24 protein-coding genes are annotated in these 20,995 nt (G+C 66.3%); 8 read left to right on the forward strand and 16 right to left on the reverse strand.

Going from position 1 to position 20,995, the window contains the following annotated elements; translation table 11 throughout:
• Positions 1-54: 54 nt before the first annotated feature.
• From GGQ97_RS10010 to GGQ97_RS10025, 4 genes are all read right to left on the reverse strand, one after another.
• Complete coding sequence (locus tag GGQ97_RS10010; RefSeq protein WP_168069217.1) at positions 55-195, reverse strand: hypothetical protein; 141 nt, start codon at positions 193-195, stop codon at positions 55-57.
• A 214-nt stretch (positions 196-409) separates the two neighbouring features.
• On the reverse strand, positions 410-931 hold the full coding sequence (locus tag GGQ97_RS10015) for a pyridoxamine 5'-phosphate oxidase family protein (protein ID WP_168069219.1): 522 nt from the start codon (positions 929-931) through the stop codon (positions 410-412).
• 67 nt (positions 932-998) lie between these two features.
• Positions 999-1,715, reverse strand: coding sequence for an NYN domain-containing protein (locus GGQ97_RS10020; RefSeq protein ID WP_168069221.1), 717 nt, complete (start codon positions 1,713-1,715; stop codon positions 999-1,001).
• The gene (locus GGQ97_RS10025) at positions 1,708-2,334 is read right to left on the reverse strand and encodes a carbonic anhydrase (protein ID WP_168069223.1); all 627 of its coding nucleotides are present in this window, start codon (positions 2,332-2,334) and stop codon (positions 1,708-1,710) included. The genes GGQ97_RS10020 and GGQ97_RS10025 overlap by 8 nt, the downstream gene beginning before the upstream one ends.
• Before the next feature lie 149 nt (positions 2,335-2,483).
• Between GGQ97_RS10025 and GGQ97_RS10030 the strand changes: the two genes are divergently transcribed.
• Genes GGQ97_RS10030 through GGQ97_RS10040 form a run of 3 tightly spaced genes read left to right on the forward strand, consistent with a single transcriptional unit; the run spans position 2,484 to position 4,256 of the window.
• Positions 2,484-2,816 carry a hypothetical protein gene (locus tag GGQ97_RS10030; protein ID WP_168069225.1) on the forward strand — a complete coding sequence of 111 codons (333 nt, stop codon included), beginning with the start codon at positions 2,484-2,486 and terminating at the stop codon, positions 2,814-2,816.
• 52 nt (positions 2,817-2,868) lie between these two features.
• Positions 2,869-3,792, forward strand: a complete 924-nt coding sequence (gene lipA / locus GGQ97_RS10035) for a lipoyl synthase (RefSeq protein WP_168069227.1) — start codon at positions 2,869-2,871, stop codon at positions 3,790-3,792.
• 5 nt (positions 3,793-3,797) lie between these two features.
• Positions 3,798-4,256, forward strand: coding sequence for a type II toxin-antitoxin system RatA family toxin (locus GGQ97_RS10040; protein ID WP_168069229.1), 459 nt, complete (start codon positions 3,798-3,800; stop codon positions 4,254-4,256).
• Here GGQ97_RS10040 and GGQ97_RS10045 read toward each other — a convergent pair.
• Both GGQ97_RS10045 and GGQ97_RS10050 read right to left on the reverse strand, forming a co-directional pair.
• Entirely contained in the window at positions 4,217-4,720 is a 504-nt protein-coding gene (locus GGQ97_RS10045; protein ID WP_168069231.1) for a CinA family protein, read from the reverse strand. The genes GGQ97_RS10040 and GGQ97_RS10045 overlap by 40 nt on opposite strands.
• Before the next feature lie 9 nt (positions 4,721-4,729).
• Positions 4,730-5,869, reverse strand: a complete 1,140-nt coding sequence (locus tag GGQ97_RS10050; RefSeq protein ID WP_342448511.1) for a bifunctional 2-C-methyl-D-erythritol 4-phosphate cytidylyltransferase/2-C-methyl-D-erythritol 2,4-cyclodiphosphate synthase — start codon at positions 5,867-5,869, stop codon at positions 4,730-4,732.
• Between the two features lie 50 nt (positions 5,870-5,919).
• On the opposite strand from GGQ97_RS10050, the gene dusB reads away from it, so the two are divergent.
• From dusB to hflX, 5 genes are all read left to right on the forward strand, one after another.
• Positions 5,920-6,915 carry a tRNA dihydrouridine synthase DusB gene (gene dusB / locus GGQ97_RS10055; RefSeq protein WP_168069233.1) on the forward strand — a complete coding sequence of 332 codons (996 nt, stop codon included), beginning with the start codon at positions 5,920-5,922 and terminating at the stop codon, positions 6,913-6,915.
• Positions 6,916-7,008: 93 nt separating this feature from the next.
• Positions 7,009-9,252, forward strand: coding sequence for a sensor histidine kinase NtrY-like (locus GGQ97_RS10060; RefSeq protein ID WP_168069235.1), 2,244 nt, complete (start codon positions 7,009-7,011; stop codon positions 9,250-9,252).
• A gap of 1 nt (position 9,253) precedes the next feature.
• The gene (gene ntrX / locus GGQ97_RS10065) at positions 9,254-10,645 is read left to right on the forward strand and encodes a nitrogen assimilation response regulator NtrX (RefSeq protein ID WP_168069237.1); all 1,392 of its coding nucleotides are present in this window, start codon (positions 9,254-9,256) and stop codon (positions 10,643-10,645) included.
• 41 nt (positions 10,646-10,686) lie between these two features.
• Positions 10,687-11,199, forward strand: coding sequence for an RNA chaperone Hfq (gene hfq, locus GGQ97_RS10070; protein ID WP_168069239.1), 513 nt, complete (start codon positions 10,687-10,689; stop codon positions 11,197-11,199).
• A complete protein-coding gene (gene hflX, locus GGQ97_RS10075; protein WP_168069241.1) occupies positions 11,196-12,500 on the forward strand; it encodes a GTPase HflX in 1,305 nt (434 codons plus the stop codon). Before hfq ends, hflX begins: the two co-directional genes overlap by 4 nt.
• Positions 12,501-12,529: 29 nt before the next feature.
• On the opposite strand, the gene GGQ97_RS10080 is transcribed toward hflX, so the two are convergent.
• The 10 genes from GGQ97_RS10080 to GGQ97_RS10120 all read right to left on the reverse strand — a co-directional run bounded on the left by GGQ97_RS10080 (position 12,530) and on the right by GGQ97_RS10120 (position 20,956).
• Positions 12,530-12,985: a tRNA (cytidine(34)-2'-O)-methyltransferase gene (locus GGQ97_RS10080; protein ID WP_168069243.1), complete on the reverse strand. Its 456-nt coding sequence runs from the start codon at positions 12,983-12,985 to the stop codon at positions 12,530-12,532.
• A 1-nt stretch (position 12,986) separates the two neighbouring features.
• Entirely contained in the window at positions 12,987-13,760 is a 774-nt protein-coding gene (gene mazG / locus GGQ97_RS10085; RefSeq protein WP_168069245.1) for a nucleoside triphosphate pyrophosphohydrolase, read from the reverse strand.
• A gap of 130 nt (positions 13,761-13,890) precedes the next feature.
• Positions 13,891-14,484, reverse strand: coding sequence for a retropepsin-like aspartic protease family protein (locus GGQ97_RS10090; RefSeq protein ID WP_168069247.1), 594 nt, complete (start codon positions 14,482-14,484; stop codon positions 13,891-13,893).
• Entirely contained in the window at positions 14,485-15,075 is a 591-nt protein-coding gene (locus GGQ97_RS10095) for a retropepsin-like aspartic protease family protein (protein ID WP_168069249.1), read from the reverse strand.
• A 10-nt stretch (positions 15,076-15,085) separates the two neighbouring features.
• Entirely contained in the window at positions 15,086-15,850 is a 765-nt protein-coding gene (locus GGQ97_RS10100) for an MBL fold metallo-hydrolase (RefSeq protein WP_168069250.1), read from the reverse strand.
• Positions 15,847-16,632: a TatD family hydrolase gene (locus GGQ97_RS10105; RefSeq protein WP_168069251.1), complete on the reverse strand. Its 786-nt coding sequence runs from the start codon at positions 16,630-16,632 to the stop codon at positions 15,847-15,849. Before GGQ97_RS10105 ends, GGQ97_RS10100 begins: the two co-directional genes overlap by 4 nt.
• Positions 16,629-18,137, reverse strand: coding sequence for a methionine--tRNA ligase (metG, locus tag GGQ97_RS10110; protein WP_168069253.1), 1,509 nt, complete (start codon positions 18,135-18,137; stop codon positions 16,629-16,631). The genes GGQ97_RS10105 and metG overlap by 4 nt, the downstream gene beginning before the upstream one ends.
• A 47-nt stretch (positions 18,138-18,184) precedes the next feature.
• The gene (locus GGQ97_RS10115; RefSeq protein WP_342448512.1) at positions 18,185-19,162 is read right to left on the reverse strand and encodes a DNA polymerase III subunit delta'; all 978 of its coding nucleotides are present in this window, start codon (positions 19,160-19,162) and stop codon (positions 18,185-18,187) included.
• A complete protein-coding gene (gene tmk / locus GGQ97_RS14395; RefSeq protein WP_342448513.1) occupies positions 19,159-19,779 on the reverse strand; it encodes a dTMP kinase in 621 nt (206 codons plus the stop codon). The genes GGQ97_RS10115 and tmk overlap by 4 nt, the downstream gene beginning before the upstream one ends.
• Before the next feature lie 4 nt (positions 19,780-19,783).
• Complete coding sequence (locus GGQ97_RS10120; RefSeq protein ID WP_168069256.1) at positions 19,784-20,956, reverse strand: D-alanyl-D-alanine carboxypeptidase family protein; 1,173 nt, start codon at positions 20,954-20,956, stop codon at positions 19,784-19,786.
• Positions 20,957-20,995: the final 39 nt, after the last annotated feature.

Here is a 20,995-nt window from a genome sequence, read left to right on the forward strand (position 1 = left end):
CGCGCCATAAACGGGCGCTAGACCAGGAGGCGGTGCTGGCGCCAGCCCTGCCGGTCAGCGGTTCCGATCGGGGACGCCAAGGCGATCTGCGGCTTCCTGGTAGCTTTGGGCCATGCCCTTCAGCACGTCGGCCGCTTGCCGGTCGGAAATCCCGGCGGCGAGTCGCCGGCAGCGATCGGCTTTCGACTGCAGCACGCCCGGGTCTTGGCAGGGATCCTGATGGTCGCCGATGATTCGGTCCGATTCACGAGTTGGGTCGGTAGCCAAGGCAAAGATTCCGTCGACGGTTCAGAACGATGCACGCCCGGTCGTCCGGGACGTGGCGGATGAACGGGAAATCCTATGTCCGGTTCCAGACAAAGTTCTTCGCAGCCGAAACTGCGAAGAACTGTATCTGATCTGCAACTATCTACAGGGCCACTTCCGCCTGGTTCTCGTGTTCGTGATCCTTGCCGGGATCCCGCCCGAGCATCTTCAGCGCCGCTGCGACGAGGGTTGCGCCCGCCTCGGCCTTCCAGATTTCGGCCTTCGAGGTATCGAGGCGCAGCAACTGGAGTTCCGGATCGTCCTTGCCGTCCTTGTACCAGCTGGCGATGAACGGGTTCCAGAACTTGTCTACTAGCGCACGGTCGTTGACCAGGTGCAGCGTGCCGTGAATGTGGGCGAAGACCTTGTGGCCCTTCGACACGAAGGTGCAGACGACGCGGTTATTCTCGCCGAGGCCCTTCACGATCGCTTCCGACTTGGCGCCGAAGAAGTAGATGTCGCCGCCTCGGTTGAGTTCCTTGTCGTCCTGCCAGTTGACCTGCGCGGTCCAGGGCCGCGTGCGGCTGTCCTCGACCCCCTGCAGGCCGATCATGACGAAGGGGCTGTCCTTCAGCTCCTCCCAGAACAGCTCTTTCAGTTCCTCGGCGCGCTCGGCATCGGCCACGTGACAGTCTCCCAATGATGGTTCGACTGGCGGAACGGAGGAGGAAAGCGAGGGTTCCTTCTTGGCGTCAGCGAACCCTGCGCACGAGCAGCCCGCCGCCATCGGTTTCCCTGACCTGAAACTCGGGCATGCCGCGAACCAGTTCGCTGAGCGAGCGCGCACCGTAGTTGCGCACCGAGAAGCTTTGCACCGCTTTGGCCCGCTGGCCGACCTCGGACAGGGATGCGAAGCCTTCGCCGTCACGTTTGCTCTGCTTCCAGGCGGCACCGAGCAGTTCGAGCAGCGAATCGTCGGCCGCCCGTGCCTCGTTGGCGGCGGCGTCGGTCTGCTCACCATTCTGGGCGAGCGCGGCGACATCGAAGAAGCGGGTGCAGCTGTTCTGGAAGCTGATCGGGGTCTTGGCGGTGCCGAACCCGTAGACCGGGATGCCGGCCTCGCGGATGCGCTGCGCGAGGGGGAGGAAATCGCTGTCGCTCGACATGATGCCCAGCCCCTCGAGGCCGCCGCGATAGAGCATGTCCATCGCGTCGATCACCATCCGCATGTCGGTCGCCGACTTGCCCTTGACCACGTCGAACTGCTGGATCGGCTGGATCGAATGCTGGGTGGTCAGCTGGCCCCACCCCTTGAGCGCGGGCTTCGACCAGTTGCCATAGGCGCGGCGGACGTTGATCGCGCCCAGCTCGCCAAGCACCAGCAAAACTTCGTCGAGGTGATCGGGCGACGCGTTGTCGGCGTCGATCAGCAAAGCAATGTTGCGATCGCGGTCCATAAGCTCAGGCATCTTCCGGGACCGGTTGGAAGTGTCCAGCCTGCTCATCGAGCTCGTACAGCGTTCCAGCTGCGATTCCGAACCAGCAGCCGTGCAGCTGCAACTGCCCGGCCGCCTCGCGCTCGGCGACGAACGGGAAGGTGCGCAGGTTGGCGAGGCTGACCTTCACGCCCTCCAGCTCGAGCGCATGCTGCGGGTCCTGCGGCGCTGCCTCGAGCACCTGGTCGCGGGCGCGGTCGAGAAGGCCGATCCACTTGTCGATGAAGATCCGGTCGGGCTCGCCGTGCCCGGCAAGCGCAGCGCTGATGCCGCCGCACGCGCCGTGACCCATGATGACGATATGCTTCACCTCGAGCTTGGTGACCGCGAATTCGAGCGCCGCCGACACGCCGTGGAGGCCGCCTCCCAGTTCGAACGGCGGGACCAGGTTGGCGACGTTGCGCAGGATGAAGGCCTGGCCCGGCACGGTGTCGAAGATGGTCGCGGGATCGACCCTGCTGTCGCAGCATCCGATGATCATCACCGGCGGTTCCTGACCGGCCGCGAGGGTTTCCCAACGGCGGTGCTGATCGCGATAGCCGTTGGAACGGAAGCGGCCGTAACCGCGAAGGAGGGCAAGGAATTCAGACATGGCAGCTCGTTTGAAAAAACCGGCAGAAAGCAAGCGAACCTCGTTCGTTCCCGCGGCTAGAACAGGCGCGGGGGGTTGGCAATCGGGTGCCGATGGAACTTCGGGGCGGTCAAGGGCGCTATGTCCGCAGTAAACTCAGGAGACAGATCATGAAGAAGGCAATGATGGCGACCATTCTCGTCGGCAGCCTTTCGCTCGGCGCTTGCGCCACGACCGGCTACAACGATCCCTATTACGGCAACCGCAGCAGCACGGCGAGCCGCGCTGCGACGGGTGCTGCGGTTGGCGCTGTCGCCGGCGGCGTCATCGGTGCGGTCGTTCCGGGTGTCTCGACGGTAGGCGGCGCGGTCGCCGGCGGCGTTGCCGGCGCGGTCATCGGCGCAGTGGTCAACGGTCGCCAATATTATCGCGATACGCGCGGCTATTGCTATTACGTCGATCGCAACGGCCAGCCGATCTACGACAACACGACCCGCTGCTAAGTGGGATGGGGAGGGGTGGCAGATGCCGCCCCTCCTCGCTACATGGCGGGCCATGAACGCGCCTGTCGATCTGCCCGTCCCCAATCCCCCGCGAGTCCGCAAGCCCGACTGGATCCGGGTCAAGGCCCCGACCAGCGAAGGCTATGCCGAGACCCGGCGCCTGATGCGCAGCCTCAAGCTCGCCACGGTGTGCGAGGAGGCGGCCTGCCCCAATATCGGTGAGTGCTGGACCAAGAAGCACGCCACGGTGATGATCCTTGGCGACACCTGCACCCGCGCCTGCGCCTTCTGCAACGTCAAGACCGGCATGCCCCGCGCGGTCGACCCGTTCGAGCCCCAGAATACCGCCATCGCCGCGGCCCAGCTCGGCCTGGAGCATATCGTCGTGACCAGCGTCGACCGCGACGACCTCCCCGACGGCGGCGCCAGCCAGTTCGTCAAGGTCATCGAGGCGCTGCGCAGCGAGACGCCCAAGACCACGATCGAGATCCTGACCCCCGACTTCCGCAACAAGAGCGAGGATGCCGTCGCGCGGATCGTCGATGCGGGCCCCGACGTCTACAACCATAATCTCGAAACGGTGCCGAGGCTCTATCCGACGATCCGCCCCGGCGCGCGCTATTACGCGTCGCTGCGCCTGCTTGAGAGCGTCAAGCGCCGCAATCCGGCGGTGTTCACCAAGTCGGGCGTGATGGTCGGCCTTGGCGAGCAGCGGCTCGAAGTGCACCAGGTGATGGACGACATGCGTTCGGCCGACATCGATTTCCTGACCATGGGCCAGTATCTCCAGCCGACCCCGCGTCACGCGACGGTGAAAGAATTCGTCACCCCGCAGGCGTTCAATTCGTACGCCGCGATCGCGCGGGCCAAGGGCTTCCTGCTGGTAGCCGCATCGCCGCTTACTAGGTCAAGCTACCACGCCGGCGACGATTTCAAGAAGATGCAGGCCGCGCGCGCGGAGCGGCTTGCCCGCTAGTCCCGATGCCCCGCCACAGCGAGCAACGGTTTCTGCCCTACACGCCCGACCAGCTGTTCGATCTGGTCGCGGACGTCAAAAGGTATGACGAATTCCTGCCGTGGGTCACCGCGGTGCGGGTTCGCTCGTCGAGCGAGACCGAGATGGTGGCGGACCTGATCGTCGGCTTTGGCGCCTTTCGCGAGCGCTTCACCAGCCGCGTGACCAAGCAGCGGCCTGGCCGGATCGAGGTCGATTATGTCGAGGGGCCGCTGAAGTTCCTCCATAACGAATGGCGGTTCGAGCAGGCGGAGGGCGGGACCAACCTCGGCTTCACGGTCGATTTCGCGTTCCGCAACCGGATCTTCGAAGCGGTGGCCGGGCAGGTCTTCGACCGCGCGCTGCGCAAGATGACCGCCGCCTTCGAGGAGCGGGCGAACGCGCTTTACGGTTCGAGCAACTCCAGCGCGCACAGCGCTGCCTGAAGGCGGATGTTGCTCCGGCCCGAGGCCGGGTCGAAGCATTTGGTGCCGGCGATGATCGCCTCGTCCTCGTGCCCGCGCTCGGCTCTCGCGAAGACCACGGTCCCGACCGGCTTGGCGGCGCTTCCGCCGTCCGGTCCGGCGATGCCGGTGATCGCGACCGCCACATCGGCGCCCGAGCGGAGCAGGGCACCCCTCGCCATCGCCCAGGCGGTCGCCACGCTGACCGCGCCAAAGGTACTGAGAACGTCCTCCGACACGCCCAGCGCCGACATCTTGGCCTCATTGGCGTAGGTGACGTAACCCGCTTCGAACACCGCGCTACTGCCTGGCACCTCGGTCAAGGCCGCGCTGACGAGGCCGCCGGTGCAGCTTTCGGCCACCGCGACCCGGCGTCCGGCGGCGCGGTTCTTTTCGACGATGTCTCGGGCCTTTGCGACCAGTTCGAACGGGAGCAGCGAGTCCATGGGCGAACCTCAGGCTGGCAGGCGAATGGTGGCAATCGCCGAAGACGCTATCCCTTCGCGGCGGCCGGTGAAACCTAGTTGTTCGGTGGTGGTCGCCTTGATGCTGACCGCCTCGGGCCTGAGATCAAGGATCTCGGCGACCCGCGCCTGGATGGCGGCGCGGTGGGGGCCGACCTTGGGCGCCTCGCAGATCACCGTGCAATCGACGTGATCGATGATCCCGCCCTTGCCAGTGATCAGGTCGGCGGCGTGGCGCAGGAAGCGGTCGCTCGCCGCGCCCTTCCACTGCGGGTCCGAAGGCGGGAAGTGCTGGCCGATATCTCCCAGCGCCGCCGCGCCGAGCAGGGCGTCGGTAATGGCGTGCAGCACCACGTCGGCGTCGCTGTGCCCGGCAAGGCCCTGCGGATGGTCGATGGTGATGCCGCCCATGATCAGCGGACCGGGGCCGTCGAAGGCATGGACATCGAAGCCCGTGCCCGAACGGCTGATCATGCGAGCAGCAAGCATCATTTCGGCGCGTTCCCAGTCTCTTGGCGAAGTGAGTTTATGCAGGATCTCATCGCCTGCGACCGTTGCGACCTTGAGCCCGGCATGCTGCATGACGGTGGATTCGTCGGTCGGCGCACTGCTTCCGGCCTCGTCATAGGCGTAGCGCAGGTCCTCGAGATGGAAGGCCTGCGGGGTCTGGATCCGCAGCAACTGCGTTCGGTTGACCGTGCCGCGCAGTTCGCTGTCGCCCTTGGCCAGCGTGTCGGCGACGGGAAGCACCGGAACCGCGCCGTCGGCCTTGCCCAGCGCATCGAGCAGGCGGTCGACCACCTCGGGCGGGCAGAAGGGGCGGGCGGCATCATGGACGAGGACGACGCCCCTGCCGATCGCCTCCAGCCCGGCGCGGACGCTGTCGGCCCGCTCGGCGCCGCCGATGACAAACGCACCGACATCGAGGCCGGCAAGCGCTGCGCTGGCCAGGTCCTCCTGGCCTTGGCCGATGACGACGCGGACCGCGCTGATCCGCGGGTGCCCAATCAGCGCTTCCACCGCATGGCGAAGCAGCGGCTTTCCGGCGAGCGGACGATATTGCTTGGCAGTGTCGCCGCCCATGCGGGTGCCGGAGCCGGCGGCGACGATGAGGGCGGTAACCTGATCCACGAGCGGCGCCTTGCCCGTTTGTGGCCGCTCCTGTAAAGGCGCCCGCTCCCATGGACAGTTTCAAGCCTATCTCGATCGGTCCGGTCCGCATCGACGCGCCGGTTATCCTGGCGCCGATGACGGGCGTCAGCGACCTGCCGTTCCGCAAGATCGTCAAGCGCTTCGGCGCCGGCCTCACGGTCAGCGAGATGATCGCCAGTCAGGCCGCGATCCGAGAGACGCGCCAGAGCCTCCAGAAGGCGCTGTGGGATCCGAGCGAGGAGCCGGTCAGCCTCCAGCTTGCCGGCTGCAGCCCGAAGGAAATGGCCGATGCGGCGCGGCTGAACGAGCAGCGCGGCGCGGCGATCATCGACATCAACATGGGTTGCCCGGTCAAGAAGGTGGTCAACGGCGACGCCGGCTCGGCCCTGATGCGCGACCTGCCGCTCGCCGCCGCGATCATCGAGGCGACCGTCAAGGCGGTGAGCGTCCCGGTAACCGTGAAGATGCGGATGGGCTGGTGCCACGACAGCCTCAACGCGCCCGAACTGGCCCGCATTGCGCAGGATCTCGGCGCGCAGATGATCACCGTCCACGGCCGCACCCGCAACCAGATGTACAAGGGCTCGGCCGACTGGTCGTTCGTCCGCAAGGTTAAGGACGCAGTGACCCTGCCGGTGATCGTCAACGGCGACATCAACAGCCGCGCCGACGCGCGCGAGGCGCTTGCGCAGTCGGGCGCCGACGGGGTGATGATCGGCCGCGGCGCCTATGGCCGTCCTTGGCTTCTCGGCCAGGTATTGGCGGACCTCGCCGGGGGCGAACGGCCCGATCCGAGCCTCGACGAGCAGCTGGCGATCATTCTCGAGCAATATGACGCCATGCAGTCACTCTATGGCACGGTCACGGGCGTGAACCTCGCCCGCAAGCATATCGGCTGGTACACCAAGGGCCTGCACGGCTCGGCCGAATTCCGACAGAAGGTGAACACGCAGGACGATCCCAAGGTGGTCGTCCAGATGCTGCGCGACTTCTACGCGCCGTGGTTGAGCAGGGCCGCGGCCTGAGCGAGACAACGCCGCGGGCGGCACGAAAATAAGTTAACGCCGACCGCCACAAACTGTGTTCTTTGCGCCACAAGTCCATGCTAGGGCACCCGCATGGATGCACGGTCGGCCGCTTCCACTCTTGATCAGCCACCCAGCCTGAAGCGCTGGCTGGCGTCGGAACGCGCGAACGGTCGCTTCTATCGCGTGATGGAACTGGTCGCGACCGCCGCACTGATTGCGATGCTTGCGATCAGCTATGCCGCTTTGTCGTCCGGCGACCCGACACAGATGGTGTCGCCGCCGCTGATCGCGCTGCTGCTGGTCGGCAACCTCATTCCGGCCATCCTCCTGATGGTGCTGCTGACCCGCCACCTCGCGGTCCGGCGTGCGGCGCAAGGGGGCCTGGGGACCGGCCGTCTTCACACTCGCCTAGTCGCCCTATTCTCGATCATCGCCGCGGTTCCGACCGTCCTGGTGGCGATCTTCGCCTCCTTCCTCCTGCAGTTCGGCCTCGAATTCTGGTTCTCGAACCGGGCGCAGACCGTGCTCACGCAGGCCCAAAGCACCGCCGCCATCTACGAGCGCGAGCATCGGGAGCGGCTGCGCAGCGACATGGAAGCGATGGGAGTGGACGTCGTGCGGGGCTTGAACGCCTTCGGCCCGACGTCGACCGATTTCCAGACCGTGCTCTACCAGCAGGTCGCCTATCGCCAGTTGCGCGAAGCCGCTCTCTTCACCCTGAGCGATCGCGGCGAGTGGATCACCTATGCGGTGGTCAATTTCGACAATCGCCCGATTGAGCAGCGTTTCACGCCGAACGAGGGGCGCGGGCTGAAGGCCGGGCAGGTGTCGATCAAGATCGGCAAGGCGGACCGGATCGAAGGACTGATCCGCCTCGACCCGGACGAACCGGTGTTCCTCTACGGCGCGCGTGAGATCAACGCCGCCGCGGTTGGTGCGGTGCGCCAGGCGAGCCAGGCCGCGGAAGGCTATCGGCGGACGCTGGAACGCGCGCGCGCGCTGCAATTGCGCTTTAACGCGGCCCTGCTTCTTGGCGCGCTGGTCATCGTCGGCCTCGCCATTTTCGTAGCGCTGCGGCTGGCCGATCGGCTGGTCCGACCGCTTGGTGGCCTCGTGTCAGCCGCCGGCCGCGTGGAGGAAGGCGACTTCTCCGCACGGGTCGAAGTCAATCGCAAAGATGACGAACTGGGCGTGCTGGCAGCCGCCTTCAATCGCATGACCGGACGTCTCGAGGAGCAGACCGGGGCGCTCAAGGCCGTCAACACGCAGCTCGACACCCGCCGCGCCTTCATCGAGGCGGTCCTGGGATCGGTCACGGCCGGCGTCATCGCTCTCGACGATGACCGCCGGATCCTGCTCACCAATCGCTCGGCCGAGGCGCTGCTGCAGCAAGGGGCCGAAGGGATCGAGGACCGCACGCTCCACGAGGTCAGCCACGAGCTCGAGGAATTCCTCTGCGGCGACCAGCGCGAGGCCGATGTGCTGGTCAGGGCCGAGGGCGGGCAGCGCACGCTGGCGGTAAAACGCGTTCGCTATGCCGATGGCTGGGTGCTGACCTTCGACGACATCACCGAACAGCTGGCCGACCAGCGCCGCGCCGCCTGGTCCGACATCGCGCGGCGCATCGCGCACGAGATCAAGAACCCGCTGACCCCGATCCAGCTTGCCGCCGAACGCATCCAGCGCCGCTTCGGCAAGGAAGTGCAGAGCGATCCCGAGACGTTCAGCCGCCTGACCGAAACCATCGTCCGCCAGGTCGGCGACTTGCGCCGAATGGTCGACGAATTCAGCAATTTCGCGCGCATGCCCAAGCCCAAGTTCCGCGAGGAGAATGTCCACGACATCGCCCGCACCAGCCTGTTCCTGCACGAGGTCGCTCACCCCGGCATCACTTTCACCCTGGTCCCGCCGCAGGGAGACATCCGCATGGTCTGCGACCGTGGCCAACTTGGCCAAGCGCTGACAAATGTGGTAAAGAACGCCGTGGAAGCCATTGAAAGCAGAAGAAATCGCGGCGAACATAGTCTGGAGGGCGACCGTGTCACCTTGCGTCTCAGCAAGGATAGCAGGCAGCTGGTGATGGACCTCAACGACACCGGCATCGGATTGCCGCAGGACCGCGAGCGGCTGACCGAGCCTTACATGACGACGCGGGTCCGGGGCACCGGCCTCGGCCTCGCCATCGTCAAGAAGATTGTCGAGGAACATGGCGGCGAGATCGCCTTCCTCGATCGTGCGGGCGGCGGAACCCATGTCCGCATCGCCTTTGACCTTGCCCGCCTGGCGCTGCTCGCCGAGGCGGCCGAACAACCCCAAGACGAGGAGTCAGCCTGATATGGCACTTGAAGTGCTGGTGGTCGACGACGAGGCCGACATTCGCGAACTGGTCGCCGGCGTGCTGGAGGACGAGGGCTATGCAGTGCGCTCGGCAGGTAATTCGACCGAGGCGCTCGATGCGATCGAAAGCCGTCGGCCGAGCCTGGTCCTGCTCGACGTGTGGCTGCAGGGCTCACGGATGGACGGGTTGCAGCTGCTGGAAGAGGTCAAGCGGCGCGATCCGTCGCTGCCGGTGCTGATGATCAGCGGCCACGGCAATCTCGACACCGCGGTCGCCGCCATTCGCGAAGGCGCGATCGACTTCATCGAAAAGCCGTTCGAGGCCAGCCGCCTGCTCCATCTGGTCGGGCGTGCGACGGAAACCGACCGGCTTCGGCGCGAGAATGCCGATCTCAAGATGCGGGTCGGGAGCGACGACCAGCTCAATGGTTCTTCGATCGCCATCAATACCGTCCGGGCGACGCTCAAGCGGGTGGCGCCGACCGGCAGCCGGGTGCTGATCACCGGGCCCGCGGGCGTCGGTAAGGAAATTGCCGCTCGCACCATCCACAATTGGAGTACCCGCGCCGGCGGGCCCTTCGTCACCGTCGCAGCGGCACGGATGGACCCGGACCGGGTCGAAGAGGAGCTGTTCGGGTCGGACAGCGATGGCGTCGCCCGGCCCGGCTTCCTCGAGCAGGCGCATGGCGGGACACTGTTTCTCGACGAAATCGCCGACATGCCCCTCACCACGCAGGGCAAGATCCTCCGCGTCCTCACCGACCAGAGCTTCACCCGGGTCGGCGGGCAGCGCCCGGTCAAGGTCGACGTCCGTGTTCTCTCCGCCACCTCGCGCAACCTGTCGGAGGAGATCGCCGCGGGCCGCTTCCGCGAAGATCTCTATTATCGCCTCAACGTCGTTCCGGTGCGCATCCCGCCGCTCCGCGAACGGCGCGAGGACATTCCGGAGCTGAGCGCGCACTACCTCGCGCGGTTCGCGGCCGAGCGTCGGATGCCGCCCCCCAATCTCTCGGACGAGGCGCTTGCGGCGCTCCAGGCCCACGACTGGCCGGGCAACGTCCGCCAGTTGCGCAACATCATCGAACGGACGGTGATCATGGCGCCCGGCGACCGGCTGGCTCGGATCGACGTCGACATGCTTCCGGCCGAGGTGCTCGACACCGGGGGCTCGGGCGGGTTGTCGTCGGCCACCCTCTCGATCATGGGCTCGCCGCTGCGCGAGGCCCGCGAAAGCTTCGAGCGCGAATATCTGCGGGTCCAGATCCGCCGCTTCTCGGGCAACATCAGCCGCACCGCCAGCTTCATCGGGATGGAGCGTTCGGCGCTGCACCGGAAGCTCAAGGCACTGGGCCTCGGGGACAAGGGACAGAATGGCGAGGAGGAGCGTTAAGACCTCCAGGCTCGCAACGATAATTAAAAGAACAGCAAACAATGCCGTCCAAGTCCCTCAGTCTGCAGGATCATTTTCTCAACAGCCTGCGCCGTTCCAAGACCCCGGTGACCATCTTCCTGGTCAAGGGCGTCAAGCTGACCGGCGTCATCACGTGGTTCGATGCCTTTTCGCTGCTTCTGCGCCGCGAGGGCGTGGCGCAGCTGATCTACAAGCATGCCATGTCGACCATCCTGCCGAGCGAGGCGCCCGACGACATCGACCTGATCAGCTTCCGCGGTGACGGTCTGGAGGAGGGGAGGGCGACCCTGCAGGACCTGTTCCTTGCTGCCGCCATTCGCGAGCGCTCAGCGATGACGGTGTTCCTGGTCAACGGCGTGATGCTGCAGGGTGAGGTCGTGGCGTTCAACCGTTTCTCCATGCTGCTCGGTCGCGGCCAGCAGGTGCAGCTGGTCTACAAGCATGCGGTATCGACGATGCAGCCCGCGACATCGCTTCAGCTTGGGGCCGCCGATCCCGACAGTGATGACCTTGGCCGGGAGCTGCGGCCTTGAGCACCGGCTTCGATCGCGCCGGCGGCGATGGACTGCGCCGCGGGGAACGGGCGCTGGTGGTCCTTCCCGATCGCTCCAGCGAAACCAACTCGCGGACGACCGAGGCCCGGCTCGACGAAGCGGCGGGCCTTGCCGAGGCGATCAGCCTCGATGTCGTCGAGCGCATGTCCTTCCGCATCCGCCAGCCGCGCCCCGCCACATTGTTCGGCAAGGGTCAGGTCGAGGAGATCGCCGCGCGCGCCGAAGCGGTCGAGGCGAAGGTGGTGGTGGTCGATGCCGCGCTCACGCCAGTGCAGCAGAAGAACCTCGAGGACGGGACCAAGGCCAAGGTGATCGACCGCACCGGCCTGATCCTGGAGATCTTCGGTGAGCGCGCGGCAACGGCGGAAGGCCGGCTGCAGGTCGAGCTTGCTCACCTCGATTACCAGGCTGGGCGCCTTGTGCGCAGCTGGACCCACCTTGAGCGCCAGCGCGGCGGCTTCGGCTTCCTTGGCGGGCCGGGCGAAACCCAGATCGAGGCTGATCGCCGGCTGATCCGTGATCGCATGGCGCGAATCCGCAAGGAACTGGAGCAGGTCAAGCGGACCCGCGCGTTGCATCGTGATCGCCGCAAGCGCGCCCCGTGGCCCGTCATCGCACTGGTCGGCTACACCAACGCCGGAAAGTCGACGCTCTTCAACCGACTGACGCGCGCTACCGTACTGGCCGAGGACCTGCTGTTCGCGACGCTCGACCCGACCATGCGCGAAATCCAGCTGCCGGGCTTCGACAAGGCGATCCTGTCGGACACGGTGGGCTTCGTCTCGAACCTCCCGACGGAGCTGGTGGCGGCCTTTCGCGCCACGCTGGAAGAGGTCGCCTCGGCCGACCTCATCCTCCACGTCCGCGACATCCATCATCCCGACAGCGACGCGCAAAAGGCCGACGTCGAACAGGTGCTCGCCGACCTCGGGCTCGGAGAAGGGGAGGACGGTCCACCGCGCCTCGAAGTGTGGAACAAGGTCGACCTGATCGAGGGCGAAGAACGCGCCGCGGTCGAGAATGAAGCCGACCGGCGAGAGGATGTCATCACTCTGTCCGCCTTGACCGGGGAAGGGGAGGACCGGCTGGCGGCTCGTGTCGCCGATCTGCTGCGCGAGGGCGCCGCGGTCCATCACCTGCGACTGTCGGCCGGTGAGGGCGGCAAGCTCGCCTGGCTGCACAGCCGCGGCGAGGTTCTCGACAGCCGCAACGAGGGCGACGAAATGTTCGTGGTCGTGCGGCTCAGCCCCGAGAACTGGCAGCGCTGGCAGGGCCTCTGAAGCGGCGGGGCCGCTGAATTTGGATTTCTTCAGGCCAGCGGAAGGCTGCCCGTCTGCCGCAGCGCTTCGCCGACCGCCAGCGCGGCGGATGTCGCGAGATTGAGCGAACGAACCTCTGGTCGCATCGGGATTCGCAATTGTACCTCGCATTGCGCGGCAACATGGTCGGGGACACCTGCACTTTCCTTGCCGAACAACAGGATATCATCGGGCTTGAAGGCCTGGTGATAAGGCGAGATCGTCGCCTTGCTGGAAAACAGAACGAGCCGTCCGGCGGGATTGGCCGCCCGGAAAGCCGCGAAGTCGCGATGACGGACGAACTCGACATGGTCGATATAATCCATGGCCGTTCGCCGGACCCGGCGGTCGTCCCAGGCGAAACCCATCGGCTCGATCAGGTCGACCGCGACGCCCAGGCAAGCGCCCAAACGGAGGACGGCGCCGACGTTGCCGGCAATCTCGGGCTCGAAAAGCGCGACCCGCATGTCAGCGCTGCTTCTGCGCGGCCCAGAGCTGCTCCTGTTCCTCAAGGGTCATGTCTGTGAAGCCTGGAGTAGTTTCGATGGCGCGGAAACGACGTTCGAACTTGGCATTGCCCTTGCGGAGCGCTTCCTCGGGATTGATCTTGAGGAACCGCGCCAAGTTGACCACCGCGAACAGCAGGTCGCCGATTTCCTCCTCGCGTTCTTCGTCGCTCGCCGCCGTGGCGACTTCTTCCAGTTCTTCCAGGATCTTGTTGCGCGGACCTGAGACGTCGGGCCAATCGAAGCCCGTGCGCGCGGCCCGTTTCTGCAACTTGGCCGCGCGCTCGAGCGCCGGAAGTGCAAGCGCAACGCCGGCCAGCACGCTGGGATCGTCGGCGCGGGCCGCACGCTCGGAGGCTTTGATCTCTTCCCACCGATGATGCCCCCCCTCGGCATCATCACCAAAGATATGCGGATGGCGGCGCTCCATCTTGTCGCTGATGCCGTCGAGCACCTCGTGCAAAGTGAAGTGACCGGCTTCGGCCGCGATCTGCGCGTGAAAGACGATCTGCAAAGCAAGATCGCCGAGTTCATCCTTGAGGTCGTGGAGGTCACCGCGGGCGATCGCATCGGCGACCTCATAGGCTTCCTCGATCGTATAAGGCGCGATGGTCGCGAACGTCTGGACCGTGTCCCATTCGCAGCCCTTATCGGGGTCCCGCAGTCGCGCCATCACGCTCATGAGGCGCGCAAGGGCAGCGGAAGCGTCGGGCTGTGCGGAAGTTCGCTCGGTCATGAGGGGTTCTTGAGGGCAAGACGGAACAGACGCAATCGGTCTTGGGGCCAATGGCTTTGATCGTTGAGTTAACCCATCCAACGACAAGTATGATAATATGTATTATGTAAAGCGCGAGTGGGTCAGAAGCTTAGCCTTCCAGCACCAGCCAGCGCCCCTCCACGCTCCAGCGAGTCAGGCTCGTGAGGTAGTTCATTCCCAACACGTTGAGCTCGTCTCCGTCGGCGATGAACATGCGGACGTTGCGCCGCTGGATGTCGCCGACCGTGACTGCGTCTGCCCTCGCGCTTGCTACGCGGATCAGGCCGTTGCCGGTACGGACCAATTGATTGCGCTGGCCACCGACCGGTAGCCCGGCGAGCATCGCGGTCTTCCGGCCGACGGTTGTCATCGTCGCGCCGCTGTCGACCAGGAAATCGACCGGCACACCATTCACCTCCGCCTGGATCCAGAAGTGGCCGTCTACCGCCAACGGCACACGGATGACGTCGCCGGCGAGTTGGACGGGCTTCCCGGTCGCCTCCGCCTCCAGCCGCTGCGCGACGTAATTGAGGTCGTCACGGAAGCTGAACACGATGAAGCCCGCGCCGAAGATCACCAGGAACGCGAGGACCGAGGTAATGCCCTTGGCGAGCGGTGCACGCCGCCCGATCAGAGCGCCCGCGACCAGCATCACCGCCATCAGCAGGTAGAGCCCGCCCAGCTGGATGTCGTTGGTGACCATTCAGGGCTGCAGGACCAGGGTGTTACCCTGAACGCCCCAGCTGTCGAGGCTGGACAGGAAATCCATGCCGAGCACGTTGACGCCATCATTGGGGTTGATGTTAACCGACTTGTCGACGCGGCGGATCGGACCAAGTTCGATCAGGCCTGCCGTCACCCGCGGCATGAACACGGTGCCGTTGGCGGTGCTGACGACATTGCCGCGCATGCCGGGCTTGAGACCCGCGGCGGCGGCGAGATCGGCTGAGATGGTGGTGGTGGTGGCGCCACTGTCGACCAGGAAGCGCGCCTCGCGCCCGTTGACCTTGCCATCGACCCAGAAGTGGCCGTCGTCGCGCTTGGCGATACGCAAGGCGCCACCGCTGACCTCCGCCGGCGCTTCGCCAAGCGCCTCGCTTTTCAGCCGTGCGCCCAGCGTTCCGAACTCACCGCGGAAGGCGAAAAGTGAGAAGGCGACCGCGAAAATGCCGAGCCAGGCGAAGCCCATGCGTGCCGCCTTGCCTGCGCTGAGGCCGCGTCCGATCAGGCTGGTTGCGATGAATACCAGCATGACCAGCAGGATCAGTGCGTTGGGTAGCTGGCCGTCGTCCATCGCGTTGAAATCAGAGCTCCAATTCGAGCCCGTCGAAGGCCGGTTCGACCCAGTCGGGCAGTTCAGACACTAGTTGGGCATGGTCCATGCTGTTGTCGAGGTGCGACAGCACAAGATGCCCCACCTTGAGGTCGCGCGCCCAACCGAGCACCGCGTCGAGGTGGGCGTGGGTCGGGTGCGGACGGCGGCGCAGGCAGTCAGACACCCAGATGTCGGCGCCCTCATAAAGTGACGCCATGGCGTCGGTCAGCTCGACATAGTCGATGGCGTAGACGAGACTCTTCGCGCCCTCATCGAAGCGCAGGCCGAGACTGGTGATCCGGCCATGCGGCTGGTCGACGAAGCGCACGCGCACGCCCTCGACGTCCCACTCCCCGTCAATGATGTAGGTCCGGCAGACCGCCGGATAGAGTGCGTTGCCGTTGAACAGATAGCGGAAGCGGTCGTGCAGACGCTCGATCAGGTCGGCGCGGCCGTGGACCGGGACCTGGTCGCCGCGGTTGTGGGCGACCTGACGAAGATCGTCGAGACCGTGGATGTGATCGGCGTGATCGTGGGTGATGATCACCCGCTCGACCTCCCCCATTCCGGCGGCATTGAGCTGTTCACGAAGGTCGGGGCCGGCGTCAATCAGGATCCGGGTTTCGCCAAGGGTCGCCAGCGCCGAGGCCCGCAGGCGGCGATTCTTCGGCTCGGCGGGATCGGCGCTGCCCCAGTCGTTGCCGATCCGGGGAACACCCGAGCTAGTGCCCGATCCGAGAATGCGGAGTTTCACCGAGCAGGCGCCGCCTTGTTGAACAAGCGGAAGAAGTTGGCGGTGGTGCTCGCGCCGAGCTCCTCGGGCGAAACCTCGCGCAGCCCGGCCACGAAGGCGGCGGTGTCGGCGACGAACGCCGGCTCGCACGGCTTGCCGCGATGGGGCACGGGGGCCAGGAACGGAGAGTCGGTCTCGACCAGCAGGCGGTCTTCGGGAATGGTCTTCGCGACAGCCTGCAAGTCCTTGGCATTCTTGAAGGTCACGATGCCGGATAGCGAAACGTAAAAGCCGATCTCCAGCCCCCGATCGGCCAGCCACTGGGTTCCGGTGAAGCAGTGAAGCACCCCCCTCACCCCTCCCCTCGCAGCCTCCTCGGAAAGGATCGCTGCAGTATCCTCCTCAGCGTCGCGGGTATGGATGATGAGCGGCAGATCGGCCTGCCGCGCCGCGTCGATCTGGGCGCGAAAGCGGGCCTTCTGGCTGTCGCGGTCGGACTTATCGTAATAATAATCGAGCCCGCATTCGCCAATGGCGACGACCCGCGGATGCGTCGCAGCCTCGACCAGCGCGGCGGTGCCGAGGTCGGGATGGGCGTCGGCCTCGTGCGGATGGACGCCGATCGAGGCCCAGACGTCAGCGTGCCGCTCGGTCGCGGCGACAACCTCGGTCCATTCGCGCTGGCGGGTCGAGATGTTCAGGAAGCCCGAAACGCCGCGCCCACGGGCGCTGGCCAGCACCTCCTCCTCGCGCTCGACGAGGCCGGGGTAATTCAGGTGGCAATGGCTGTCGATCAGCGTCACGCTGCCTCTCCGTCGGACGCCACCAGTTCCAGCCTTGGGAAGATTGGGCTGGGCTGCGACAGGCGGCCAGCGGCCCTTCCCTCCGCCAGATAGGCGTCGAGCCGGGCGATCGAACCGGGGACCACCGGCGCGACAATGGCGCCGAGCCGCTCGACCACCGCCGCCAGCGTGCCCAGCACCTCGGCCATGCGCGCCGGGTCGGTCTTGCGCAGCGCCCACGGTGCCTGCGCGTCGACATAGGCATTGGCGGCGAATACGGCCGCCATCCACGCCTCGAGCCCGGCGGAAAAATCGTAATCGGCGAAACGCGCCTTGGCGCCGTCCTCGGCTTCGGCGACCTTGGCCAGAAGGGCGGCATCCTCGACCGCATCGCCGGCGGGCGGCACCGCGCCGTCGAGGTTCTTCACGATCATCGAGAAGGTGCGCTGCGCGAGGTTGCCGAAGCTGTTGGCAAGTTCGGCATTGCAGCGGGTGACGATCGCCTCGTCCGAATAGCTGCCGTCCTGCCCGAAGCTGACTTCGCGCATCAGGAAATAGCGCAGGCTGTCGACGCCATAGGTTTCGGCCAGCACCATGGGGTCCACCACGTTGCCGAGGCTCTTCGACATCTTCTCACCGCGGGCGAGGAGGAAACCGTGCCCGAACAGCGACTTGGGCAAGGGAAGCTTGGCACTCATCAGAAATGCCGGCCAGTAGACTGCGTGGAAACGGACGATGTCCTTGCCGATTAGGTGGAGGTCCGCGGGCCAGAAGCGGTCGTATTCAGCGCGGTCGTCGGGAAAGCCGACCCCGGTCATGTAGGTGGTGAGCGCGTCGACCCAGACATACATGACGTGGCCGGGCGAGCCCGGTACCGGCACCCCCCAGTCGAAGCTGGTGCGGCTGACGCTGAGATCCTTGAGCCCGCCTTCGACGAAGCGAACGATCTCGTTGCGGCGACTCTCGGGACGGATGAAGTCCGGATTGGCCTCGTAATGCGCGAGCAGGCGGTCGGCGTAGGCGGAAAGCTTGAAGAACCAGCTTTCCTCCACCGTCCACTCGACCGGCGTGCCCTGCGGCGAGAGCTTGTCGCCGCCCTCCCCTGGGATCAGTTCCTTTTCGTCGTAATAAGCTTCGTCACGGACCGAATACCAACCTTCGTAGCGGTCGAGGTAAAGGTCGCCATTGGCCTCCATCGCCTTCCACAGCGCGATGCTGGCGGCGTGGTGGCGCTTCTCGGTGGTGCGGACGAACGCATCATAGCTGATTGCAAGCCCGTCGCACATCGCACGGAAATGTCCGGACATTTCGTCCGCGAATTCGAGTGTCTCGCGATCCTGGCCGCGGGCGGTCTGGACCATCTTCAGGCCATGCTCGTCGGTGCCGGTGACAAGGCGCACGTCGCGGCCCTGCCCGCGCATGAAGCGGGCGATGACATCGGCGGCGATCGCCTCATAGGCGTGGCCGATATGCGGGCGGCCATTGGGATAAGCGATGGCGGTGGTGATGTAGAATGGTTCGGACATGTCGGGAGCGCTTTAGGGGCGCGCGGCCCCGAGCGGAAGAGCGCGGCCTAGCCTTGGGCGACACCGGCCATGATGGTGCCGAGCGCAAACACCGTCGAGGCGGCGTCGAGTGACAGGCGCGGCGCCAGGGTGGCGGTCTCGCGCGCCTTCTCATAGGCCTCGGCTGCGCGCAGCCGGCGCGGCCCCTCGGACGCACGGGCCTCGGCGGCGAGCATGGGCGGGACCATGTCTAGGAAAGCGGCATAGCGCGGCGCGGCGGCCTTCAGCGCAAGACTGGACGCCAGCCGTGAGCGACGCATGTTGTCGGGATCGCCCTGGCGGAGGATGGCGAACGCTTCCTCGGCAATCGGCCCGAGATCCAGTTCGGCATAATCGATCGCACGCCCCGCCGAACCGCCGGCCAGCGGGATCAGGCGGGCGCGCTCGTCAGCCGAGAGAGCGGGCCGCTCCTCCCGGAGGATGGCATCCATGGACACCGCATCGAGAGAAGCGAAATCGAGCCGACGGCAGCGCGAGCGGATCGTGGGGAGCAAACGGCCCGGCGAGTGGGAAACCAGCAGGAACAGGCTCTTGGCCGGTGGTTCTTCAAGTGTCTTGAGAAGCGCCTGCGCTGCCTGCGGCTCGAGCTCGTCCATGCAATCGATGATCGCGACCCGCCAGTCGCCAAGGCTGGGCGCGACGGCGAACAGCTCCTGCAGCTTGCGAACCTGGTCGATGCTGATGCCGCGACGCAATTCGCCCTTCTTGGGGCCGGTCTCGTGCGCTTCACGCTTGATCAGGCGGAAGTCGGGGTGGCTGCCGGCGTCGATCAGCCGGACCATCCGGTGGTCGGGCGGGGTGTCGAGGCCGGGCAGGTCGACCGGCGGGCCGCCGGCCCGGGCCAGGATCCGGCGGGCGGCGGCACGGGCGAAGCTCCCCTTCCCCACGCCACGGGGGCCGGCCAGCAACCAGGCATGGTGCAGGCTGCCGCTGTCCATCGCGGCGCGAAAGGAAGCGACTGCGCGGTCCTGCCCGAGAATGCTCACAGCAGGTCCTCGAGCGCCGCGAGCAGACGTGCGGTGACTTCCTGCGGCGAGCCGGCTGCATCGACCAGATGCACCCGGCGGGGTTCGGCCTCGGCAATCGCCCGGAACGAGGCCTCCACGGCTAGGTGGTAGCTGCCGGGGCGCCCACCGATGCGGTCGGACTGGTCGCCGTCGCGGGCCAGTGCGCGTTCCGCGCCTTCGGGGTGGAGCAGGAGCAGGGTGCGGTCGGGGAAGGTGTCGCCGATCCCGAAGGCGTTGATGGCCCGCACCTCGGCGATTCCGAGCCCGCCGGCGCCGCCCTGGTAGGCAAGCGAACTGTCGAGGAAGCGGTCGGAAATCACCCATTTTCCCGCGAGCAGGGCTGGGCGGATCAGCTTGTCGAGGTGATCGGTGCGGGCGGCGGCGAACAGCAGCGCCTCGGCGGGCGCGCTCCACCGCTCCTCACCGCCTTCGAGGAGAAGCCGGCGGATCGCTTCCGCGCCTTCGCTGCCGCCGGGCTCACGGGTGGTGACGACCTCGAGGCCGCGGCCCCGAAGCGCGTCGGCGAGGGCGTGGAGCTGGGTGGTCTTGCCGACCCCCTCCCCGCCTTCGAGCGTGATGAACCGGCCCTTGGCCACCGCGTCAGGCGAGGCCGACGAGCTGCTTCAGGCCAAGCCAGAGGCGACCGAAGAAGCCTGCTTCATCGACCGCTTCGGCAGCGACCAGCGGCATGCGCTGCACGGTGCCGTCGGGGGTGGTGACGATCAGCTGCGCGACCTCTGCACCCTTGGCGATCGGGGCCTTGAGCGGTCCATTGTAGGCGATCCGCAGCTTGGGCTCACCGCCGACGGTGCCGGCGGGATAAGTGACGGCAATGGCACGCGGCGCGACCAGCGGGACTTCGGCGGCATCACCGAGCTGGACCTTGGCCGAGCCGACCGGGGTGTTGGCGGCGACCAGAGGGCGCGATTGCCAGGCGCCGAAGCCCCAGCTCATCAGCCGGTTCGATTCGCTGATCCGGCCATTGAAGCTGTCGAGGCCGGCCAGCACCATGACTAGGCGGCGACCGTTCTGTTCGGCCGAGCCGGTGAAGCCGTAACCCGCTTCTTCGGTGTGGCCGGTCTTGAGCCCGTCGGCGCCGGGCACCACGCCGAGGATCGGGTTGCGGTTGGCCTGGGTGATGTCGCTGCCCGAGCCCAGGGTCTTGCCCCAGGTGAACTTCGGCTGGCCGTAGAATTGCTTGTAGAGCTTGGGATGCCGCTCGATCGAGGCCCGGGCCAGGATCGCGAGGTCGCGGGCAGTGGTGCTCGTGCAGCCCTCGTCTGGCCAGCCGGTGGCATTGCAGAAGCGGCTGTTCTTCATGCCCAGCCGCTTGGCGAGCGCATTCATCTGGTTGGCGAACGCTTGTTCCGTCCCGGCAATGCACTCGGCGAGGACCACGCTGGCGTCATTGCCGGACAGGGTAACCACCCCATGCAGGAGGTTCTCGACGCTGACCTGCTCGTTCACCGACAGGAACATGGTCGAGCCGGCGCTGTGCCACTGCTTCCAGGTTTCGGGGCGAACGGTGCACATCTTGGAGAGGGGCAGTTGGCCCGACTTGATCAGCTCGAACGCCACCTCGCTGGTCATCATCTTGGCCATGGACGCCGGCGGCATCGGTTTGTCGGCGTCCTTGGCGAGGAGCTCGGCGCCCGACGACAGGTCGACGAGATAAGCGACGCGCGCCGGGGTGTCGAACGGCGGCGCGGCGGCAAAGGCGGCACTGGCGGCGGTGGCGAGGAACAGGGCGGCAAGGGTGCGGGTGCGATTCATGGCGCCCGTCGTAGCGGCCCCGGATGGAGGCTTGAAGGC

It is taken from the genome of Sphingomonas kaistensis (genome assembly GCF_011927725.1).
Taxonomy (GTDB): domain Bacteria; phylum Pseudomonadota; class Alphaproteobacteria; order Sphingomonadales; family Sphingomonadaceae; genus Sphingomicrobium; species Sphingomicrobium kaistense.